The following is a 16,787-nucleotide window of genomic DNA, read 5'->3' as shown; positions in this document are numbered from 1 at the left end:
GGAGCAGACCATGGATCCGCGCAGTGAAGTACTGCTTCGTCAGGCCAAACTTTTTCAGGGTGACTTGCTGCTGGCCGGCTTGCCCGCCGACGACTTGCTCGGTCACCTGCCCAATGCCCATGGCTGGTGCTGGCATGCCGGTGATCAGGCCGCACTGGATGCGCGTTTCGCCGAGCGCAGCCATTTCGGCGTGAATGTGCCCCAGCGTTCATTCGACTCGGCGGTGGTGTTCCTGCCCAAGTCCAAGGAGCTGACCGATTACATCCTTAACGCCGTGGCTGCGCGCCTGCCCGGCGCCGAGGTGTATCTGGTGGGGGAAAAACGCGGCGGTATTGAAAGCGCCGCCAAGCAATTGAACCCGTTCGGCAAACCCCGCAAGCTCGACAACGCGCGGCACTGCCAGCTGTGGCAAGTCACGGTGGCCAACGCCCCGCAAGCGGTTGAGCTGGAGAGCCTGGCCCAGGTGTTTGAGGTACCGCTGGCCGAAGGGCCACTCAAGGTGGTCAGCTTGCCGGGCGTGTTCAGCCATGGGCGCCTGGATCGCGGCACCGCGCTGCTGCTGGAGCACCTGGATAAATTGCCGAGCGGACATTTGCTGGACTTCGGCTGTGGTGCTGGGGTGCTTGGGGCTGCGGTCAAGCGCCGCTATCCTCACAACACCGTCACGCTGCTGGACGTCGACGCCTTCGCCGCCGCCAGCAGTCGCCTGACCCTGGCCGCCAATGGCCTGGAAGCCGAGGTGTTGACCGGCGATGGCATCGACGCAGCACCGATGGGTTTGAACGCAATCTTGAGCAACCCGCCGTTCCATGTCGGCGTGCACACCGACTATCATGCCACCGAGAACTTGCTACAAAAAGCAGCCAAACATCTGGCAAAAGGCGGCGAACTCCGGTTAGTCGCCAACAGCTTCCTGAAGTACCAACCGCTGATCGAAGAGCATCTTGGCGTGTGTGCGATCAAGGCCGAAGGCCAGGGTTTTCGTATCTACCGCGCCAAGCGCGGCTAACGGGCGTTTGAAAAAGAAGGCTTGCCGAATGGATTTTGCCGAGGCAGAATCCGCTCCGTCCTAGGGGAGTAGTCTCCCACGAGCGCCATGCTCGTCCGGCATACGTCAACATACTTGGTCAACAGGCCATGGCGTATGCGACCCAGGAGTCCGCACAGACGGACCGGGGTTTGACAAGACCTATGACACGAACACCTTACCCGGGGCGGGAAGGCTGTACGTGTCATAGCCGTGTCGACCCGCCCCTGGAAGCCTACCTGATGCTGGATTCACTTCTCGTTCCTACCGCAATCGTTGCCTTGGCCGAAATTGGCGACAAGACGCAACTGCTCGCCCTCATTCTTGCCGCACGCTTTCGCAAGCCCTGGCCGATCATCGCCGGCATCGTCGCCGCGACCCTGGCCAACCATGCCGCCGCCGGTGCCGTGGGCGCCTGGTTCAGCACTTTCTTCTCGGATGCAATGTTGCACTGGATCCTCGCCGCGAGCTTTTGCGCCACAGCCCTATGGACCTTGGTGCCGGACAAGCTCGACGATGACGAAGCCAGTACCTCCCGCAAGTTCGGACCGTTCCTGACCACGCTGATTGCGTTCTTCCTAGCGGAAATGGGCGACAAGACACAAATCGCCACGGTGATGCTGGCGGCGCAATACCCTGAGCTGTGGCTGGTGATTATCGGCACCACCCTGGGCATGTTGATTGCCAACGTACCGGTGGTTCTGGCAGGAAATTTTGCGGCAGAGAAACTGCCGTTGACCTTGATTCGGCGCCTGGCAGCTTCGGCGTTTTTCATTCTGGCAATTGTGGCGGTTTACAAGGCCATGCAGAGTAGTGGGTGGGTCTAGCTGCAAGCTGTTTGCTTCTGACTTGCAGCTTGCAGCTTGAAACTTACTGCGGCTTGTAAAGCGGCATCACCTTGGGGATCGCCGCCTGCAGCGAGGCGATCCGGCTTTCGGAGGCGGGGTGAGTGCTCATGAACTCAGGTGACGAGCCTTGCGAAGCCTTGGCCATTTTGTTCCACAGCGTGATGGCGGCGTTCGGGTTGTAACCGGCACGGGCGGCCAGTTCCAGGCCGATCAGGTCAGCTTCGTTTTCATTGCCGCGACTGTTAGGCAAGGTCATGCCGTAGTTGGCCACGGTATCGGCCAGCGCCAGGCTGTCCTGACCCAAACCAAACAACGCGCCAGCGCCCTGCTTGGCCATTTCAATGCCGTAGGCCTTGGACATGGCTTCGCGGCCGTGCTCGCGCAAGGCATGGGCAATTTCATGGCCCATCACCGCCGCCAGTTCGTCGTCGGTCAGCTTGAGGCTGTCGATCAAACCACTGTAGACAAAGATCTTCCCGCCAGGTCCGCAGTTGGCGTTAATCTCGTCGCTCTTGATCAGGTTCACCTCCCACTTCCACTGGGCCGCATCGGGCCGGAAGGTGGGCGCCTGGGCAATCAGGCGAGTGGCAATAGCCTGTACGCGCTTGGCGTTGGCACTGGTCTTGTCCACCATGCCTTTGCCGCTCGCCTCACCCAGCGTCTGCTGGTAAGACTGGGCATACATCTGGTCGACTTCCTGGCTCGACAACATGCTGAACATGTACTGCTTGCGCTCCACACCCACGGCGCCGCCGCTGGTGGTGTTAACCGACTGACAACCGGCGAGCAGCAACGCTGCACCCAATGTACATACCACCAATGATTTCTTCATGAACACGCTCCCTGAAAACATGGCGCGTATCGTAGGCGGGGAATTGTATCGGCGCCAGATACACCAGACGTTTAACCGTTAAATTTCGGATACTTCCCACAACGTCGCAAAAAACTCATAACCGGCCAGCCCCATGACAGCACAGGTATCTACACATCGTGTAGCCCTGCTATTTCCCATAGCAGCCGTCGAGCGCCTGCGATGAAGCGGGTGCTTGCACCACAAAAATCCAGGATCAACCCGGCGTCAGACACTCCGGCCCATTAAGCTTGGGATCATTCACCATATTGGCCAGTACCCGCTCGCGCAGCGCAGCGGGTTCGCTGGCCAGTAAAGCCTGCAAAACGTGCAGCGGGGTCTCGGGGTTTAGCCACGCTTCTTGCCCCGCCGCATCGAGAATCAACGGCCGACGCTGATTCGACGCCGCCTGCGTCACCACCGCCGCGCTCAGCCACACCTGCTCCTGCACCGGATAAGCTTCCCAGATAGCGGCGAAAAACAGCGTCGAACCCTCTCCCGGCGTCAGCCAGTACGGTCGTTTACGCTGGGTACCACGCCATTCGTAGAAACCATTGGCCGGCAACAGGCAGCGACGCTGGCGAAAGGCCTCGCGAAACATTGGCTGCTCCGCCAGGGTTTCCGCGCGGGCATGGGCCGGCGTGCGGGACAAGTCGGTCAGCCACGGCGGAGTCAGGCCCCAGCGCGCCCGCGCCAGCTCGTGTTGACCGTTGGTCGCGCGCTGGATCAGCACCGAATCATTGGGGGAAATGTTCCACTGGGCCTTTTGATCGGCCGGGAAGCCCGGCAAGGCAGCAAAGGCAGGGTTCCAGCGAAACAGGGCATAACGTCCACACATGGGGCAACACGACTCTTGGGTAAACCGGCCAACAGCCTAACAGACCAGCACGTCGGGGAAGCTGTCGGGTTCATCGCCGGGCATCGGCAGCGCGCCGTTGTAGGCGGTGATCAACTCCCGGGCGTAAGCGGCCTGTTCGTCCTCCACTGCCAGGGCCAGCAGGCCATAGATCGGCAACTCGCCGGTGCCGCCCAGCAAGTCACGCCCCACCAGGTGGGCCTTGATGCCTTCACTGGCGAGCATGCCCTGGAGCAATTCGCCTTCCATCAGGTTTTCCGGTTCGTAGATTCGCTGCATGGCGTACCTTTTTATTCCTTCTCGCGACGCATTATTCGTTTTCGCTGCGCACTTCGAGCATCCATTCACCATCGTGGATCTGCAGTACGAAAGTAATGGGCCGGCAGCACACCGGACAGTCTTCAATATAGGTCTGATCGCCACCGGACAAATCCAGTATCGCCTCGACCGCTTCACCACAATAAGGACAATCGTAGACTTCAGTTTCCAGCATCGCGGTCTCCCAAGTGACTTGTGCGTATAATCGCCGGTCTATTTGCAGGGCTATTGTCGTTTGATCCCATTGTTCAGACCGCGCCCTGTCACTTATCGATCCAAACCTTTTACTTACCCTAGCCGTTTCTAACAAGAGAGCATGATGGGCGAATTCGATACCATCCGACCTTACAACGACAGCGAAGTCCCGGCAGTGCTGGCACGGCTGTTCAGTGACAAGGCCTTTCTGGACATCCTGACCCACTTTCGCTTCCCGCGCTTTGCCGGCGCCTTTGGCTGGCTGCTCAAGCCGATAATCGCTTACAAACTGCGCCGTGAGTTCGCCAGCGTGACCACCGTCGCCACACTGCAGGACAAAGTCGAACTCTACGTCGACCACACTATAGATCGCGCGACCGACGGCGTGACCTATACCGGTGTCGAGCAGTTCAAGTCTGGCAGCGCCTACCTGTTTTTGGCCAACCATCGCGATATCGTGATGGACCCGGCCTTCGTCAACTACGCGATATACCACGCCGGCCTGCCGACGCCGCGCATTGCCATTGGCGACAACCTGCTGCAAAAGCCGTTTGTCAGCGACCTGATGCGCCTGAACAAGAGCTTTATCGTGCACCGTTCAATCGCTGGGCGGCGCGAGAAGATGGCGGCGTATCAGTTGCTGTCGGCCTATATCAACCACTCGATCCGCAACGACTGCGAGTCGATTTGGATCGCCCAGGCCGAAGGTCGCGCCAAGGACGGGGATGATCGCACCGAGTCAGCGATCCTCAAGATGTTCCACATGAGCCGCAAGGACGAGCCGTTCGCCGAGGTCATTCAGTCGCTGAACCTGACGCCGGTGTCCATCAGCTACGAATACGACCCGTGCGATTCGGCCAAGGCCCGCGAACTGTACATCCGCGCCACCACCGGCACCTACAGCAAGGCGATGGGCGAGGACGATGGGAGCATCGCCTTGGGCATTACCGGCTACAAGGGCCGGGTCCACGTCAACTTCGCCTCGCCGATCACCGAACGCTTCGAAGACACCAAACTGCTGGCTATCGAGATGGATCGGCAGATTCTGGGCGGTTATCGGTTGTTTCCGGTGCATTACCTGGCGTATGCCCAGTGGTGCGATACCGACCCGCTATTACAGGTACCGGCAGCTGCCGAGATGTTCCCGACAGATGAACTGGCCAAGGCGAAAGCGGAGTGGGAGCGTCGATTGAATGCGTGCCCAAGCGAGCATCGGCCGTATCTGGTGCTGCAGTACGCGACACCGGTACGTAATCAATACCGAGTCAAAGCCGGCATCCCCCTGTAAACCCGACCCACTGTAGGAGCGAGGGGACGCCTAGTTCTTACTCGCGAAAGTCGTTAACGATAACGAGGGTTTCCTGGTTTAGCGCGGTGCCCTCAGGTTCTTCGCGAGTACGCCGGCTTCTACAGGCGGGTGCTGAACCAAGAAACCAGCAGCGCAAGCCCAAGGCCGGCAAAACCGAGCCGGTAGGAAAGACGGTGGACACGCTCGGTCCTCACGTCCAAAAACAGCATCGGCTGGTCGATAGCCCGCTCCTCGCTCTGCGCGGCGAGATTGGCCATCGCTCGTTGCTCTCGCAGACGGGTGATGAACAGCAGACATGCACCGGGGCAAGCCAGCAACAGGGCAAACGCATTGATCAGTATTGCAGGCAGCACCATCACAAACCTCGGTGTAACAGTGTATTGGTATCCATTCAGATACAAACCTGAACGATATGCGCAGCCTGCGCCTGCCAACTCCCTCCTCCATTGACGGCTAATGTATCGAGTAATTTACACCGTCACCTGAACGTCACCTTAACAAGCCACGCTGTTGCCCTTCGAACGCCCGGGAGCTTGTCATGTTGCACGCGCAAAACCAGGATCGGCTGTATCTGATGCCTCAAAACGACGAGCAAGAGGCGCTGGTCGACGGCCTGGCGTTCAATGTGCAGGACCGCCACTGGCTGGTGTATTGCGCCCTCGGCGGGCATCAGCATGCCGACCTGCCGGAGCTGGATTTGCTGACCGGGGTGAGTGTGCTCGACTTTTACGTCGAAACAGCTGCGTGACAGTTACAGGCAATAAAAAACCGGGCTCATCACTGAGCCCGGTTTTTTTTGAAGCAATTACTGCGAGCTGAGGATCTGCCCGATGCTCGGGTCCTTGAACAGGCGCGTCAGGGCATCGCTCAACACGTCGCTGACCAGCTTGGTGTTGGTGTCCTGATTCGGCGCCATGCCGAAGCGCTGATCCAGGGAAGCGCCATAACGGCCGCTATAACGACGGCTGCCGGCGGACACGTCGGAGCGGAAGGTCGCGGCGATGGTGGCTTCGGTCACATACAGCCCCTCTTTAGGCGACTGGTATTTCAGCTCAGCCAAAGTCACGGTCAATTGCGGCGCGCCCGGGGAATTGCTGGTAGGGGTGAAACCCAGCAGGCGTACCGCCGCTTCAGCCTGGGCTTGCAGCTTGGGCAGCACATCAGCACCGGTCACCGTAATGGCGCTGGTTTCCGGGTACAGGCCACCACGAGTGCCCAGGGTAGGCGACGGACGACCATCGACCACACGCACCGACACCGGCTGGCCATGGCCGACAGCTGCCAGCTGGCTGGTGATTTTCGGCTGCGGGCTCAGTTGTTGCGGGCTGTGGGCGCAGCCAACCAGGGTCAAACTGGTCACAGTGATCAAACCGAACAACAGGCGTTGCAACATGCGTTTCTCTCCAGAAATCAGGTACCGACAGGCCGGCAGTATAGCGGTGCGCCATGTCCTTGAACTAGCACCAGTTACAACTCAGACCCGACGGGCTTGTAGCGGTTCGGTGTCACTGATATGTCACAGCGGTTACACGCTGGCGTCATGCCTTGCAGGCAACCTTGGCCTCAACTCACAGGAGGTTGATCGCCATGCACTTTTTCTGGTCGTTGTTCATGCGCAAACCCGCTCACCGGCACTTTGCCCTGCTCGATCAACAAGGCCGCTGCCAGGCTTTCAAGCAGTGCAGCCTGCCCCCCGTGGGCAATGGCTGGGTCGAAGTCGAAGAAATTCGCTTGAGCTGGATGCATCACCCCTTGCCCGCACGAGCACGTTTGAGCCCACGTATTTCAAGGTCATTGCAGCGCCAGCCGTTGACCGCCTGACCGAACGGCTAATAAAAGTCATAAAACACGACCATTTACCCGCACTTCTTCGCTACAATCTCCCCCCGATTATAAGGACGTCTCCTGATCGGGCCTCGCAGCATCGCTAATGCTCCTGTATTAGCTCCCCCGCACCGCCCACAGAGAGCCGCCCACACAGATTAAGTGAAGCTGGCGTGCTTGCTGTTTTTCTGCAAAACCACCTCCTTTACCCAATCTGCCAGAGCTGCCATTGCGCTCGGCCACTTGAGTTGTTTGCCCGTTATGCCGCTTGTCGGCAGTGATTTCGGGCCAGGTGCCAGACTGGGGCAGCCCTTTTTTGAGGTTCACGTCTTCAAAAGAGCGTGAAAAAAACGGGTTTTCACAACTTCACAAGAGTGTGGCGAGCAAATGAATAGTTTTGCGTTTGTACAAGCACCATCAGCGTCTGGCACTGCCCAACCACACAGGACCGAGTACTCCTCAAGAACTGGAGCTTGAAGCCTGTCCGCTACGGATTTGGTTGCACGATCGGACGTACTTGACCATAAGTCGAATTGCCACAGGCGCCCTTAAATGCGTTCATATGCAGATAAGGCCCGATAGGCAGTGTGCGCCGATGTTGTAAAGAGATGCGAAAAATTGCGAAGCGGACATGGCGATCCTGACCATGGGTAACCTGGGGCATCATATGAACCGCCCCGTCACTCCTGGCAGCCATGCCGTCAATTTTGTGCTGCAGATTTTGGAGACGCGTTAAATGGCGCATAACGAAGCAGTCGACGTAGTACTGGTAGGGGCAGGCATCATGAGTGCCACCCTCGCCGTACTACTCAAAGAGCTCGACCCCGGCCTCAAGCTGGAAGTCGTTGAGCTGATGGATTCGGGTGCCGCGGAAAGTTCCAACCCGTGGAACAACGCCGGGACCGGTCACGCCGGGCTGTGTGAGTTGAACTACACACCCCAGGCTCAAGACGGTTCGATCGACATCAAGAAGGCCGTGCATATCAACACCCAGTTCGAGGTGTCGAAGCAGTTCTGGGCGTACCTGACCAAAAAAGGCACCTTTGGCTCGTCCAAGTCCTTTATCAGTGCAGTTCCGCACCTGAGTTTCGTGCAGGGCGAAAAAGGCGTGTCGTTCCTCAAGAAGCGCTTTGAAACCCTCAGCCAGCACCACGCCTTCGCGGACATGCATTACACCGAAGACCGTGCGCAGATGGCCGAATGGATGCCGCTGATGATGCCCGGCCGCCCGCTTGACGAAAAAATCGCTGCTACCCGCGTACTGAACGGCACCGACGTCAACTTTGGCGCCCTGACCAATCAGTTGCTGGCGCACCTGACCAGCTCGGCCGATGCCCAGGTCAAGTACAGCAAGCGTGTTACCGGCCTCAAGCGCAACAGCGCCGGCTGGACCGTGAGCATCAAGGACGTCAACAGCGGCAACTCCCGTGACGTCGACGCCAAGTTCGTATTCCTTGGTGCCGGTGGCGCGGCACTGCCGCTGTTGCAAGCCTCGGGCATCGAAGAAAGCAAAGGCTTCGGTGGCTTTCCGGTCAGTGGTCAGTGGCTGCGTTGCGACAACCCGGAAGTGGTCAAGCACCACCAGGCCAAAGTCTACAGCCAGGCGGCAGTGGGTTCGCCACCGATGTCGGTGCCGCACCTGGACACCCGCGTGGTCGACGGCAAGAAATCCCTGCTGTTCGGGCCATACGCCGGTTTCACCACCAAGTTCCTCAAGCACGGCTCCTTCCTCGACCTGCCAATGTCGGTTCGCGCCGGCAACATCGGTCCGATGCTGGCCGTGGCCCGGGACAACATGGACCTGACCAAGTACCTGGTCAGCGAAGTCATGCAATCCATGGAACAGCGCCTGGAATCCCTGCGCCGCTTCTACCCTGAGGCGAAAGCCGAAGACTGGCGCCTGGAAGTGGCCGGCCAACGGGTACAGATCATCAAGAAAGACCCGAAAAAAGGCGGCGTGCTGCAATTTGGCACCGAGTTGGTAGCGGCCAAGGATGGCTCACTGGCGGCACTGCTGGGCGCTTCTCCAGGCGCGTCGGTCACCGTTTCGATCATGCTCGACCTGATCGAACGCTGCTTCCCGGACAAGGCGTCCGGTGAGTGGGCCACCAAGCTTTCGGAAATCTTCCCGGCCCGGGAGAAAATCCTGGAAACCGATGCTGCGCTGTATCGCAAGATCAACGCGCAGAACAACATCAGCCTGGAACTGGTTGAGCAAAGCAGCGAGACCGAAAGCTACGCTTAAAGCCCGCTCATAAAAAACGCCCCGTTCTCCATAGTGAGAACGGGGCGTTTTTTTTTCGCCAGGCAAAATCAGCCGCGAGCTTTGTCGATCAGTTCCATGTACTCGGCAGCGTTGCGCTGGTCCTTGATCACTTCAACGAAGGTCAAGCCGTGCTCATCCTTACCGTCCAGGTCCAGGCTCGCCTCTTTGAAAAAAACCAGGAACCGCTCGAAGTCGTCGATGCGCAGGCCACGGTAGGCTTTGATCAGTTTGTGGTGGGAAGGCGAAGTGGCATCGACCGGTTCAAAATCCAGGAACAGCTTGATCTGCTCATCGCCGATTTCATCACCAATCAATTGCTTCTTATCTTTACGCATTGCTGACTCCAGCTTGCAGACATTTACACGGGGTGAGCAGTTTACCTGCGCTCTTACCTTGAGCGCACCGCCCCGGTGTGCAAATCCGCCCAGATATGGCCGTTGGCATAGCTTAAAAACTGCACATACAGGGTTTCATTACGCAGCAAGTCGATGATCACCCGGTACTGAGCCAATGGGTAATACAGGGTCAGAGTTTTGCTTTTACCGTCGAAGGCCGGTTTTTTCAGGCTCTTGCTTTCGCCGTCAAAGTTAAGGATCACCTGGCTGATGCTCGCACCCTTGTTCAGGGATTTGCCCTTGAGGCGTACCAACAACGGTGATGTCACCGGAATCGGCTGCTGATTGGATTGACGCTGGTTGCCCACCACCACCGAATACTCGGTAACTTGCAGCAGTTGCTGCTGCTCGGGACTCTCGCCGCGCAGCGTCAGGTCATCAGGTGGCAGAAATTGGCTGTGCATCGGCGCTGGAGCCGCGGCCAGAGGCAGGCTGACGATCAGCGCCAGGATGGCGCAACTGCGGATCAAAAGGCTCATGGGCCGCTCCGTGGAAGATGGCCCAGCACTGTAGCTCAATCGAACTGGGCAAGCATCCAGCGCTGATAGGCAGGCACCTCGGGATCGCCTTCACGGGGTGCCCAGGTCGCCAGCTCGCCTTCGCCCACCGGCCGATAAGGCCCGGCCTTGCATTCGAACATCAGCGAGTCAGGCTCCAGCACCACTAGCCCATGGAACACCCCCGGCGGCAAATCGACGCCCTGGCACTCGCCACCGGCCTGCATGACACGCTTGGCCAGCACCTCGCCGGTCTCGCTGAAAATCAACAAACCCAGGCAGCCCTTGAGCACCAACAGGGTTTCCGCCTTGTCGGCACTCAAGTGACGATGCGGTGGCACGTAGGTGCTTGGCTGCATGCCCACCGCCATGCGGTGGCACGGCTCGTCCATCTGGTGGAAGTTGTGATGGTGACGGCCACGGGGGCTGGCGGATGCTTTCTCGGCCAACTCGGCAAACAGTGATTGATCGAGAAAGCTGACCATCGATTACATCCCCTTGACGGCGTAGATGCCCGCAGCATTGCGCCAGTAACCCTTGTAGTCCATGCCGTAACCGAAGAGGTAACGGTCGATGCACGGCAGGCCCATGTAATCGGCTTTCAGGTCTGGACGAGCCTTGCGGTCGTGGTCCTTGTCGATCAGTACGGCGGTGTGTACAGCGCGGGCGCCAGCGTGCTTGCAGAAGTCGATGATCGCGCCCAGGGTGTGGCCTTCATCAAGGATATCGTCAACGATCAGCACATCGCGGTCGACCAGCGAGACTTCCGGCTTGGCCTTCCAGAACAGGTCGCCACCAGTGGTTTCATTGCGATAGCGGGTGGCGTGCAGGTAGGACGCTTCCAGGGGAAACTTCAGATGAGTGAGCAATTTTCCGGCGAAAATCAGACCGCCGTTCATTACACAGAACACCACCGGGTTGGTGTCGGCCATTTCCCGAGTGATCTTTTCGCCGACCTTGGCGATCGCCTCTTCGACTTGCGACTCGGTGTACAGGCAGTCAGCCTCTCGCATGATTTGACGGATATGCTCGAGATCAGCGGACATGGCGCTCTCCAAGGGTACTGTGGCAAGAAAAGCGGGCGAAGGTACGCTTCTGGGACGCAACGTTCAAGCCTTTATGGACTAATGTGCCAGATGTCTATAGGACAACACCCTCAGATAGATTAATCTAATCCGGTTTTTTTGCCCGCCGCCGGAGCCCTTCCCCATGCCCATCCGTGAGATCCGCCATCCGCTGATCCGACACAAACTTGGCCTTATGCGCCGCGCCGACATTAGCACGAAGAACTTCCGTGAGCTTGCTCAGGAAGTCGGAGCGTTGCTCACCTACGAAGCGACTAAAGATTTGCCCCTGGAAACCTACGAGGTTGACGGTTGGTGCGGTCCCGTCCAGGTCGAGAAGATCGCCGGCAAGAAAATTACCGTGGTCCCGATCCTGCGCGCCGGCATCGGCATGCTTGAAGGCGTGCTGAGCCTGATCCCGGGCGCCAAGGTCAGCGCCGTAGGCGTGGCCCGCAATGAAGAAACCCTGCAGGCCCACACCTACCTGGAAAAACTGGTACCGGAAATCGACGAACGCCTGGCGATGATCATCGACCCGATGCTCGCCACCGGCAGTTCCATGGTTGCCACCATCAACCTGCTGAAGAAAGCCGGCTGCAAAGACATCCGCGCCATGGTGCTGGTTGCTGCTCCCGAAGGCATCGCCGCCGTCGAGAAAGCGCACCCGGACGTGGTGATCTACACCGCCTCCATCGATGAGCGCTTGAACGAGCACGGCTACATCATTCCGGGCCTGGGCGATGCCGGCGACAAGATCTTCGGTACCAAGCAGAAGGACGCGTGATCATGCAGGATGAATTCAACGACCCGCTTTGGCGCCAGATCCTGTCTGGCGCACAGATGCTCTTCGTGGCATTTGGTGCGCTGGTGTTGATGCCTCTGATCACAGGTCTTGATCCAAACGTTGCGCTGTTTACCGCAGGCCTGGGCACGTTGCTGTTCCAGGTAGTCACAGGACGGCAAGTGCCGGTGTTCCTGGCGTCGAGCTTTGCCTTTATCACCCCGATCATTCTCGCCAAGGAGCAGTTCGGCCTAGCGGCAACCATGGGCGGGGTGATGGCCGCCGGCTTCGTTTATACCTTCCTGGGCGCTGCGGTGAAGATCAAGGGCACCGGTTTCATCGACCGTCTGCTGCCGCCGGTGGTGATCGGCCCGGTGATCATTTCCATCGGACTGGCCATGGCGCCGATTGCCGCGAACATGGCGATGGGTAAAGGCAGTGATGGTGCCGAGCTGATTCATTACCAGACGGCGATGCTGATCTCGATGCCGGCGCTGCTGACCACGTTGATCGTGGCGGTCTTTGGCAAAGGCATTTTCCGCCTGGTGCCGATCATCTCCGGCGTGCTGGTGGGTTTTGCCATGGCGTTCTACTTTGGCGTGGTCGACACGGCCAAGATTGCCGCCGCACCCTGGTTCGCCCTGCCCCACTTCACGGCGCCAGAGTTCAATTGGCAGGCGATTCTATTTATCGTCCCCGTGGCGTTGGCGCCTGCCATTGAGCACATCGGCGGCGTGATTGCCGTGGGCAGCGTTACCGGTCGCGACTACCTGAAAAAACCCGGCCTGCATCGCACGCTGCTGGGCGACGGTATCGCCACCACCGCTGCCGGCATGCTCGGCGGCCCGCCCAACACCACCTACGCCGAAGTAACGGGCGCAGTGATGCTGACCAAGAACTACAACCCGAAAATCATGACCTGGGCGGCGGTGTTTGCCATCACCCTGGCTTTTGTCGGCAAGTTCGGCGCGCTGCTGCAAAGCATCCCGGTACCGGTGATGGGCGGGATTCTATGCCTGCTGTTCGGCTCGATTGCCGCAGTGGGGATGAACACCCTGATTCGTCACAAGATCGACTTGGGGGAAGCGCGCAATCTGGTGATTGTTTCGGTGACCCTGGTGTTCGGGATTGGTGGCGTGTTGATCGGCACTGGGACTGGCCCGGACGACTTCGGCCTCAAGGGCATCGCCCTGTGTGCGGTAGTGGCAATGGGGTTGAATCTGCTGCTGCCGGGAAATGATGGCTGGAAGAACAAAAAGCCGGATGAGCCGTTGCTGTAAGGCACAACTTTCGGCTGTGCTCCCCGTGGCGAGAGAGCTTGCTCCCTCGCCACATAACGCTCTTAAATCCCTTAGAGCTCGCCCAGCCCGTCGATCAACGCCTGGTTCTGCTCGGGCGTACCGATGCTGATGCGCAGGAACTGGGCAATCCGCTCCTGCTTGAAGTGCCGCACAATCACCCCTTGCTCGCGCAACTTCGCAGCCAAACCGGCCGCGTCGTGTTGTGGGTGTCGGGCAAAGATGAAGTTCGCTGCCGACGGCAACACCTCAAAACCTTTCGCCTGCAACTGCCCGACCACCTTGTCACGACTGTCGATTACCAGACGGCACGTCTTCTCGAAGTACTCTCGATCCTCGAATGCCGCCGCCGCCCCGACAATCGCCAAGCGATCCAGCGGGTAGGAGTTGAAGCTGTTCTTGACTCGCTCCAGCGCCTCTATCAGGTCCGGATGGCCCACTGCCAGGCCCACGCGCAATCCTGCCAGGGAGCGCGACTTGGACAGGGTCTGGGTCACCAGCAGATTTGGGTAACGGTCCACCAGGCTGATGGCAGTTTCGCCGCCAAAGTCGATATAGGCTTCATCGACCACTACCACTGAGTCCGGGCTAGCCTTGAGGATCTGCTCCACAGCGTCCAGCGCCATCACGCAACCGGTGGGCGCGTTCGGGTTGGGGAAGATGATTCCGCCGTTAGGCTTGGCGTAGTCCGCAGCACGGATCTGGAACTGTTCATCCAGTGGCACCGCGTCGAAGGTAATGCCGTAGAGGCCGCAGTACACCGGGTAGAAGCTGTAGCTGATGTCCGGAAACAGCAGCGGCTGATCGTGCAGGAACAAACCGTGAAAGATATGGGCCAGAACTTCATCGGAACCATTACCCAGGAACACCTGTGCCGTTTGCACACCGTAATACTGCGCAACAGCCTGCTTGAGCAGGTCGCCATTGGGGTCCGGGTACAAACGCAGGTTGTCGTTCAACTCGCCTTGCATGGCCGCCAGCGCCTTGGGCGATGGGCCATAAGGGTTTTCATTGGTGTTGAGCTTAACCAACTTGGCCAGCTTCGGTTGTTCACCAGGCACATAGGGCACCAGGTTCTTGACGAACGGGCTCCAAAACTTGCTCATTTCTCAGTTCCCTTTCTTGTCGTCAACGATGCGGTATTCAGCACTGCGGGCGTGGGCCGTCAGCGACTCGCCGCGCGCCAGCACCGAGGCAGTCTTGCCCAGTTCAGAGGCGCCTTGGGGCGAACAGAAGATGATCGACGAACGCTTCTGGAAGTCATACACACCCAGCGGCGACGAGAACCGCGCGGTACCGGACGTCGGCAACACGTGGTTGGGACCGGCGCAGTAGTCGCCCAGGGCTTCGCTCGTGTGGCGACCCATGAAGATCGCGCCGGCGTGACGAATCAACGGCAGCCAGGCTTGTGGGTCGGCTACGGATAGCTCCAGGTGTTCCGGGGCGATGCGATTGGCCACTTCGATGGCCTGCTCCATGTCACGAACCAGGATCAGAGCACCACGGCCATTGATCGATTTTTCGATGATCTCGGCACGTTCCATGGTCGGCAGCAACTTGGCAATGCTGGCGGCGACCTTGTCGAGGAATTCGGCATCGGGGCTGACCAGGATCGCCTGGGCGTCTTCGTCGTGCTCGGCCTGGGAGAACAAGTCCATGGCGATCCAGTCCGGATCAGTCTGGCCGTCGCACACCACGAGGATTTCCGAAGGGCCGGCGATCATGTCGATACCGACCTGGCCAAACACGTGGCGCTTGGCAGTGGCGACATAGATGTTGCCGGGGCCGACCACCTTGTCGACCTTCGGCACGCTTTCGGTGCCGTACGCCAGCGCTGCGACCGCTTGGGCGCCGCCGATGGTGAACACCCGGTCAACGCCGGCGATGCAGGCAGCGGCCAGCACCAGTTCGTTGATTTCACCACGAGGGGTTGGCACCACCATGACCACTTCGATAACGCCAGCAACCTTGGCCGGAATGGCGTTCATCAGCACCGATGATGGATAGGATGCTTTACCGCCCGGTACGTACAGGCCGGCACGGTCCAGGGGGGTGACCTTCTGGCCCAGCACCGTGCCATCGGCCTCGGTGTAGCTCCAGGAGTCCTGCTTCTGTTTTTCGTGGTAGCTGCGCACCCGCGCCGCTGCCACTTCCAGGGCTTCGCGCTGGGGTTCGGTGATGCGGGTCAAGGCCAGTTCCAAGCGTTCGCGGGGCAGGATCAGGTCGGCCATGGAGGCGACGTCCAAACCATCGAACTGACGAGTGAAATCCACCAGCGCCGCATCACCGCGTTCGCGCACGGCCTTGATGATGTCGAGCACCCGCTGGTTGACCGATTCGTCGGACACACTTTCCCAGCTCAGCAGATGATCCAGATGATGGGCGAAATCCGGATCGGCAGCGTTGAGTCGGGCAATTGCAGTGGACGTGGTCATAGCGAGGGCCTCATAGGATTGACAAAAGTGCTCAGGCGCCGAAAGTTAGCAGTCGATCCGCTTGGGCACCTGAGAATTCTGGCTATGAGGCGGATAGACGGGCGTAGCTTTTCAGCTACGCGGGTGAGTCAACCGCGGTGTCGAGACTCCACTGCCTTGCGCAGGGTGTCGATCAACGCCTGGATACGGGCGTGCTGCATTTTCATCGAGGCTTTGTTGACGATCAGCCGGGAGCTGATATCGGCGATGAAGTCCTGGGGCTCCAGGCCATTGGCACGAAGGGTATTACCGGTGTCGACCACATCGATGATCTTGTCCGCCAGACCAATCAGCGGCGCCAGTTCCATCGAGCCGTAGAGCTTGATGATGTCGACCTGGCGGCCTTGTTCGGCGTAGTAGCGCTTGGCAACGTTGACGAACTTGGTCGCCACCCGCAGGCGGCCCTTGGGCTCGACGTCGCCAACACGGCCAGCAGTCATCAGTTTGCACAAGGCAATGCGCAGGTCTAGTGGCTCGTACAGGCCCTGGCCACCGTACTCCATAAGCACGTCTTTACCGGCCACGCCGAGATCAGCGGCGCCATGCTCAACGTAGGTCGGTACGTCAGTGGCACGCACGATCAGCAGGCGTACGTCAGCCTGGGTCGTGGGAATGATCAACTTGCGACTTTTGTCCAGATTCTCGGTCGGCACGATGCCCGCTTCAGCCAGAAGCGGCAAAGTGTCGTCAAGGATGCGGCCCTTGGACAGTGCGATGGTCAACATGGGAAACGTCAGTCCTTCATCAGGCAATTGCTATCCGGTCGCAAGCGGCGCCAGACACTG

21 protein-coding genes and 1 riboswitch are annotated in these 16,787 nt (G+C 59.2%); of the genes, 8 read left to right on the top strand and 13 right to left on the bottom strand.

Annotation, left to right across the window (positions count from 1 at the left end):
* Window positions 1-10: 10 nt before the first annotated feature.
* Together FQ182_RS03670 and FQ182_RS03665 are read left to right on the top strand one after the other, a co-directional pair.
* Window positions 11-1,009: a class I SAM-dependent methyltransferase gene (locus FQ182_RS03670; RefSeq protein ID WP_149410915.1), complete on the top strand. Its 999-nt coding sequence runs from the start codon at window positions 11-13 to the stop codon at window positions 1,007-1,009.
* Window positions 1,010-1,060: 51 nt separating this feature from the next.
* Window positions 1,061-1,180: riboswitch (yybP-ykoY riboswitch) on the top strand.
* An 89-nt stretch (window positions 1,181-1,269) separates the two neighbouring features.
* On the top strand, window positions 1,270-1,854 hold the full coding sequence (locus FQ182_RS03665; protein ID WP_149410914.1) for a TMEM165/GDT1 family protein: 585 nt from the start codon (window positions 1,270-1,272) through the stop codon (window positions 1,852-1,854).
* A 43-nt stretch (window positions 1,855-1,897) separates the two neighbouring features.
* On the opposite strand, the gene FQ182_RS03660 is transcribed toward FQ182_RS03665, so the two are convergent.
* The 4 genes from FQ182_RS03660 to FQ182_RS03645 form a co-directional block, all read right to left on the bottom strand.
* Window positions 1,898-2,707: a M48 family metallopeptidase gene (locus tag FQ182_RS03660; protein WP_149410913.1), complete on the bottom strand. Its 810-nt coding sequence runs from the start codon at window positions 2,705-2,707 to the stop codon at window positions 1,898-1,900.
* Window positions 2,708-2,942: 235 nt separating this feature from the next.
* The gene (locus FQ182_RS03655; RefSeq protein ID WP_149410912.1) at window positions 2,943-3,563 is read right to left on the bottom strand and encodes an SOS response-associated peptidase; all 621 of its coding nucleotides are present in this window, start codon (window positions 3,561-3,563) and stop codon (window positions 2,943-2,945) included.
* A 36-nt stretch (window positions 3,564-3,599) separates the two neighbouring features.
* Window positions 3,600-3,860, bottom strand: coding sequence for a putative signal transducing protein (locus FQ182_RS03650; RefSeq protein WP_149410911.1), 261 nt, complete (start codon window positions 3,858-3,860; stop codon window positions 3,600-3,602).
* Window positions 3,861-3,891: 31 nt separating this feature from the next.
* Entirely contained in the window at window positions 3,892-4,074 is a 183-nt protein-coding gene (locus tag FQ182_RS03645) for a CPXCG motif-containing cysteine-rich protein (RefSeq protein WP_149410910.1), read from the bottom strand.
* Window positions 4,075-4,218: 144 nt separating this feature from the next.
* Here FQ182_RS03645 and FQ182_RS03640 point away from each other — a divergent pair, with 144 nt between their 5' ends.
* Window positions 4,219-5,382 (top strand): 1-acyl-sn-glycerol-3-phosphate acyltransferase, encoded by a 1,164-nt coding sequence (locus FQ182_RS03640; protein WP_178114380.1) that lies wholly within the window; start codon window positions 4,219-4,221, stop codon window positions 5,380-5,382.
* Window positions 5,383-5,501: 119 nt separating this feature from the next.
* On the opposite strand, the gene FQ182_RS03635 is transcribed toward FQ182_RS03640, so the two are convergent.
* Window positions 5,502-5,759, bottom strand: a complete 258-nt coding sequence (locus FQ182_RS03635) for a hypothetical protein (protein WP_149410908.1) — start codon at window positions 5,757-5,759, stop codon at window positions 5,502-5,504.
* Between the two features lie 182 nt (window positions 5,760-5,941).
* On the opposite strand from FQ182_RS03635, the gene FQ182_RS03630 reads away from it, so the two are divergent.
* Window positions 5,942-6,151 (top strand): hypothetical protein, encoded by a 210-nt coding sequence (locus FQ182_RS03630; RefSeq protein ID WP_149410907.1) that lies wholly within the window; start codon window positions 5,942-5,944, stop codon window positions 6,149-6,151.
* Window positions 6,152-6,208: 57 nt separating this feature from the next.
* Here the strand turns inward: FQ182_RS03630 and FQ182_RS03625 are convergent, their stop codons facing one another.
* Complete coding sequence (locus FQ182_RS03625) at window positions 6,209-6,796, bottom strand: YajG family lipoprotein (RefSeq protein WP_133099851.1); 588 nt, start codon at window positions 6,794-6,796, stop codon at window positions 6,209-6,211.
* Between the two features lie 194 nt (window positions 6,797-6,990).
* On the opposite strand from FQ182_RS03625, the gene FQ182_RS03620 reads away from it, so the two are divergent.
* Entirely contained in the window at window positions 6,991-7,224 is a 234-nt protein-coding gene (locus FQ182_RS03620) for a hypothetical protein (RefSeq protein ID WP_149410906.1), read from the top strand.
* A gap of 739 nt (window positions 7,225-7,963) precedes the next feature.
* Window positions 7,964-9,472 (top strand): malate dehydrogenase (quinone), encoded by a 1,509-nt coding sequence (mqo, locus tag FQ182_RS03615; RefSeq protein WP_149410905.1) that lies wholly within the window; start codon window positions 7,964-7,966, stop codon window positions 9,470-9,472.
* A 68-nt stretch (window positions 9,473-9,540) separates the two neighbouring features.
* On the opposite strand, the gene FQ182_RS03610 is transcribed toward mqo, so the two are convergent.
* The 4 genes from FQ182_RS03610 to FQ182_RS03595 are packed head-to-tail and all read right to left on the bottom strand — an operon-like array spanning window position 9,541 to window position 11,431.
* Window positions 9,541-9,828, bottom strand: a complete 288-nt coding sequence (locus tag FQ182_RS03610) for a PA4642 family protein (protein WP_149410904.1) — start codon at window positions 9,826-9,828, stop codon at window positions 9,541-9,543.
* A gap of 53 nt (window positions 9,829-9,881) precedes the next feature.
* A complete protein-coding gene (locus FQ182_RS03605; protein WP_149410903.1) occupies window positions 9,882-10,367 on the bottom strand; it encodes a hypothetical protein in 486 nt (161 codons plus the stop codon).
* A 35-nt stretch (window positions 10,368-10,402) separates the two neighbouring features.
* Window positions 10,403-10,870 carry a WbuC family cupin fold metalloprotein gene (locus FQ182_RS03600; RefSeq protein WP_149410902.1) on the bottom strand — a complete coding sequence of 156 codons (468 nt, stop codon included), beginning with the start codon at window positions 10,868-10,870 and terminating at the stop codon, window positions 10,403-10,405.
* Between the two features lie 3 nt (window positions 10,871-10,873).
* Window positions 10,874-11,431: a hypoxanthine-guanine phosphoribosyltransferase gene (locus FQ182_RS03595; protein WP_149410901.1), complete on the bottom strand. Its 558-nt coding sequence runs from the start codon at window positions 11,429-11,431 to the stop codon at window positions 10,874-10,876.
* A 163-nt stretch (window positions 11,432-11,594) separates the two neighbouring features.
* Between FQ182_RS03595 and upp the strand changes: the two genes are divergently transcribed.
* Both upp and FQ182_RS03585 read left to right on the top strand, forming a co-directional pair.
* Window positions 11,595-12,233, top strand: a complete 639-nt coding sequence (gene upp, locus FQ182_RS03590; RefSeq protein WP_133099858.1) for a uracil phosphoribosyltransferase — start codon at window positions 11,595-11,597, stop codon at window positions 12,231-12,233.
* A 2-nt stretch (window positions 12,234-12,235) separates the two neighbouring features.
* Window positions 12,236-13,510 carry a uracil-xanthine permease family protein gene (locus FQ182_RS03585; protein WP_149410900.1) on the top strand — a complete coding sequence of 425 codons (1,275 nt, stop codon included), beginning with the start codon at window positions 12,236-12,238 and terminating at the stop codon, window positions 13,508-13,510.
* 71 nt (window positions 13,511-13,581) lie between these two features.
* Here FQ182_RS03585 and hisC read toward each other — a convergent pair whose 3' ends face one another.
* The 3 genes from hisC to hisG all read right to left on the bottom strand — a co-directional run bounded on the left by hisC (window position 13,582) and on the right by hisG (window position 16,727).
* The gene (gene hisC / locus FQ182_RS03580; protein ID WP_149410899.1) at window positions 13,582-14,634 is read right to left on the bottom strand and encodes a histidinol-phosphate transaminase; all 1,053 of its coding nucleotides are present in this window, start codon (window positions 14,632-14,634) and stop codon (window positions 13,582-13,584) included.
* A gap of 3 nt (window positions 14,635-14,637) precedes the next feature.
* On the bottom strand, window positions 14,638-15,963 hold the full coding sequence (gene hisD / locus FQ182_RS03575; protein ID WP_149410898.1) for a histidinol dehydrogenase: 1,326 nt from the start codon (window positions 15,961-15,963) through the stop codon (window positions 14,638-14,640).
* 128 nt (window positions 15,964-16,091) lie between these two features.
* Window positions 16,092-16,727: an ATP phosphoribosyltransferase gene (hisG, locus tag FQ182_RS03570; RefSeq protein ID WP_149410897.1), complete on the bottom strand. Its 636-nt coding sequence runs from the start codon at window positions 16,725-16,727 to the stop codon at window positions 16,092-16,094.
* Window positions 16,728-16,787 lie beyond the last annotated feature (60 nt).

This window comes from Pseudomonas sp. ANT_H4 (genome assembly GCF_008369295.1).
GTDB lineage: Bacteria > Pseudomonadota > Gammaproteobacteria > Pseudomonadales > Pseudomonadaceae > Aquipseudomonas.
This window is presented reverse-complemented; position numbering and strand designations above follow the sequence as displayed.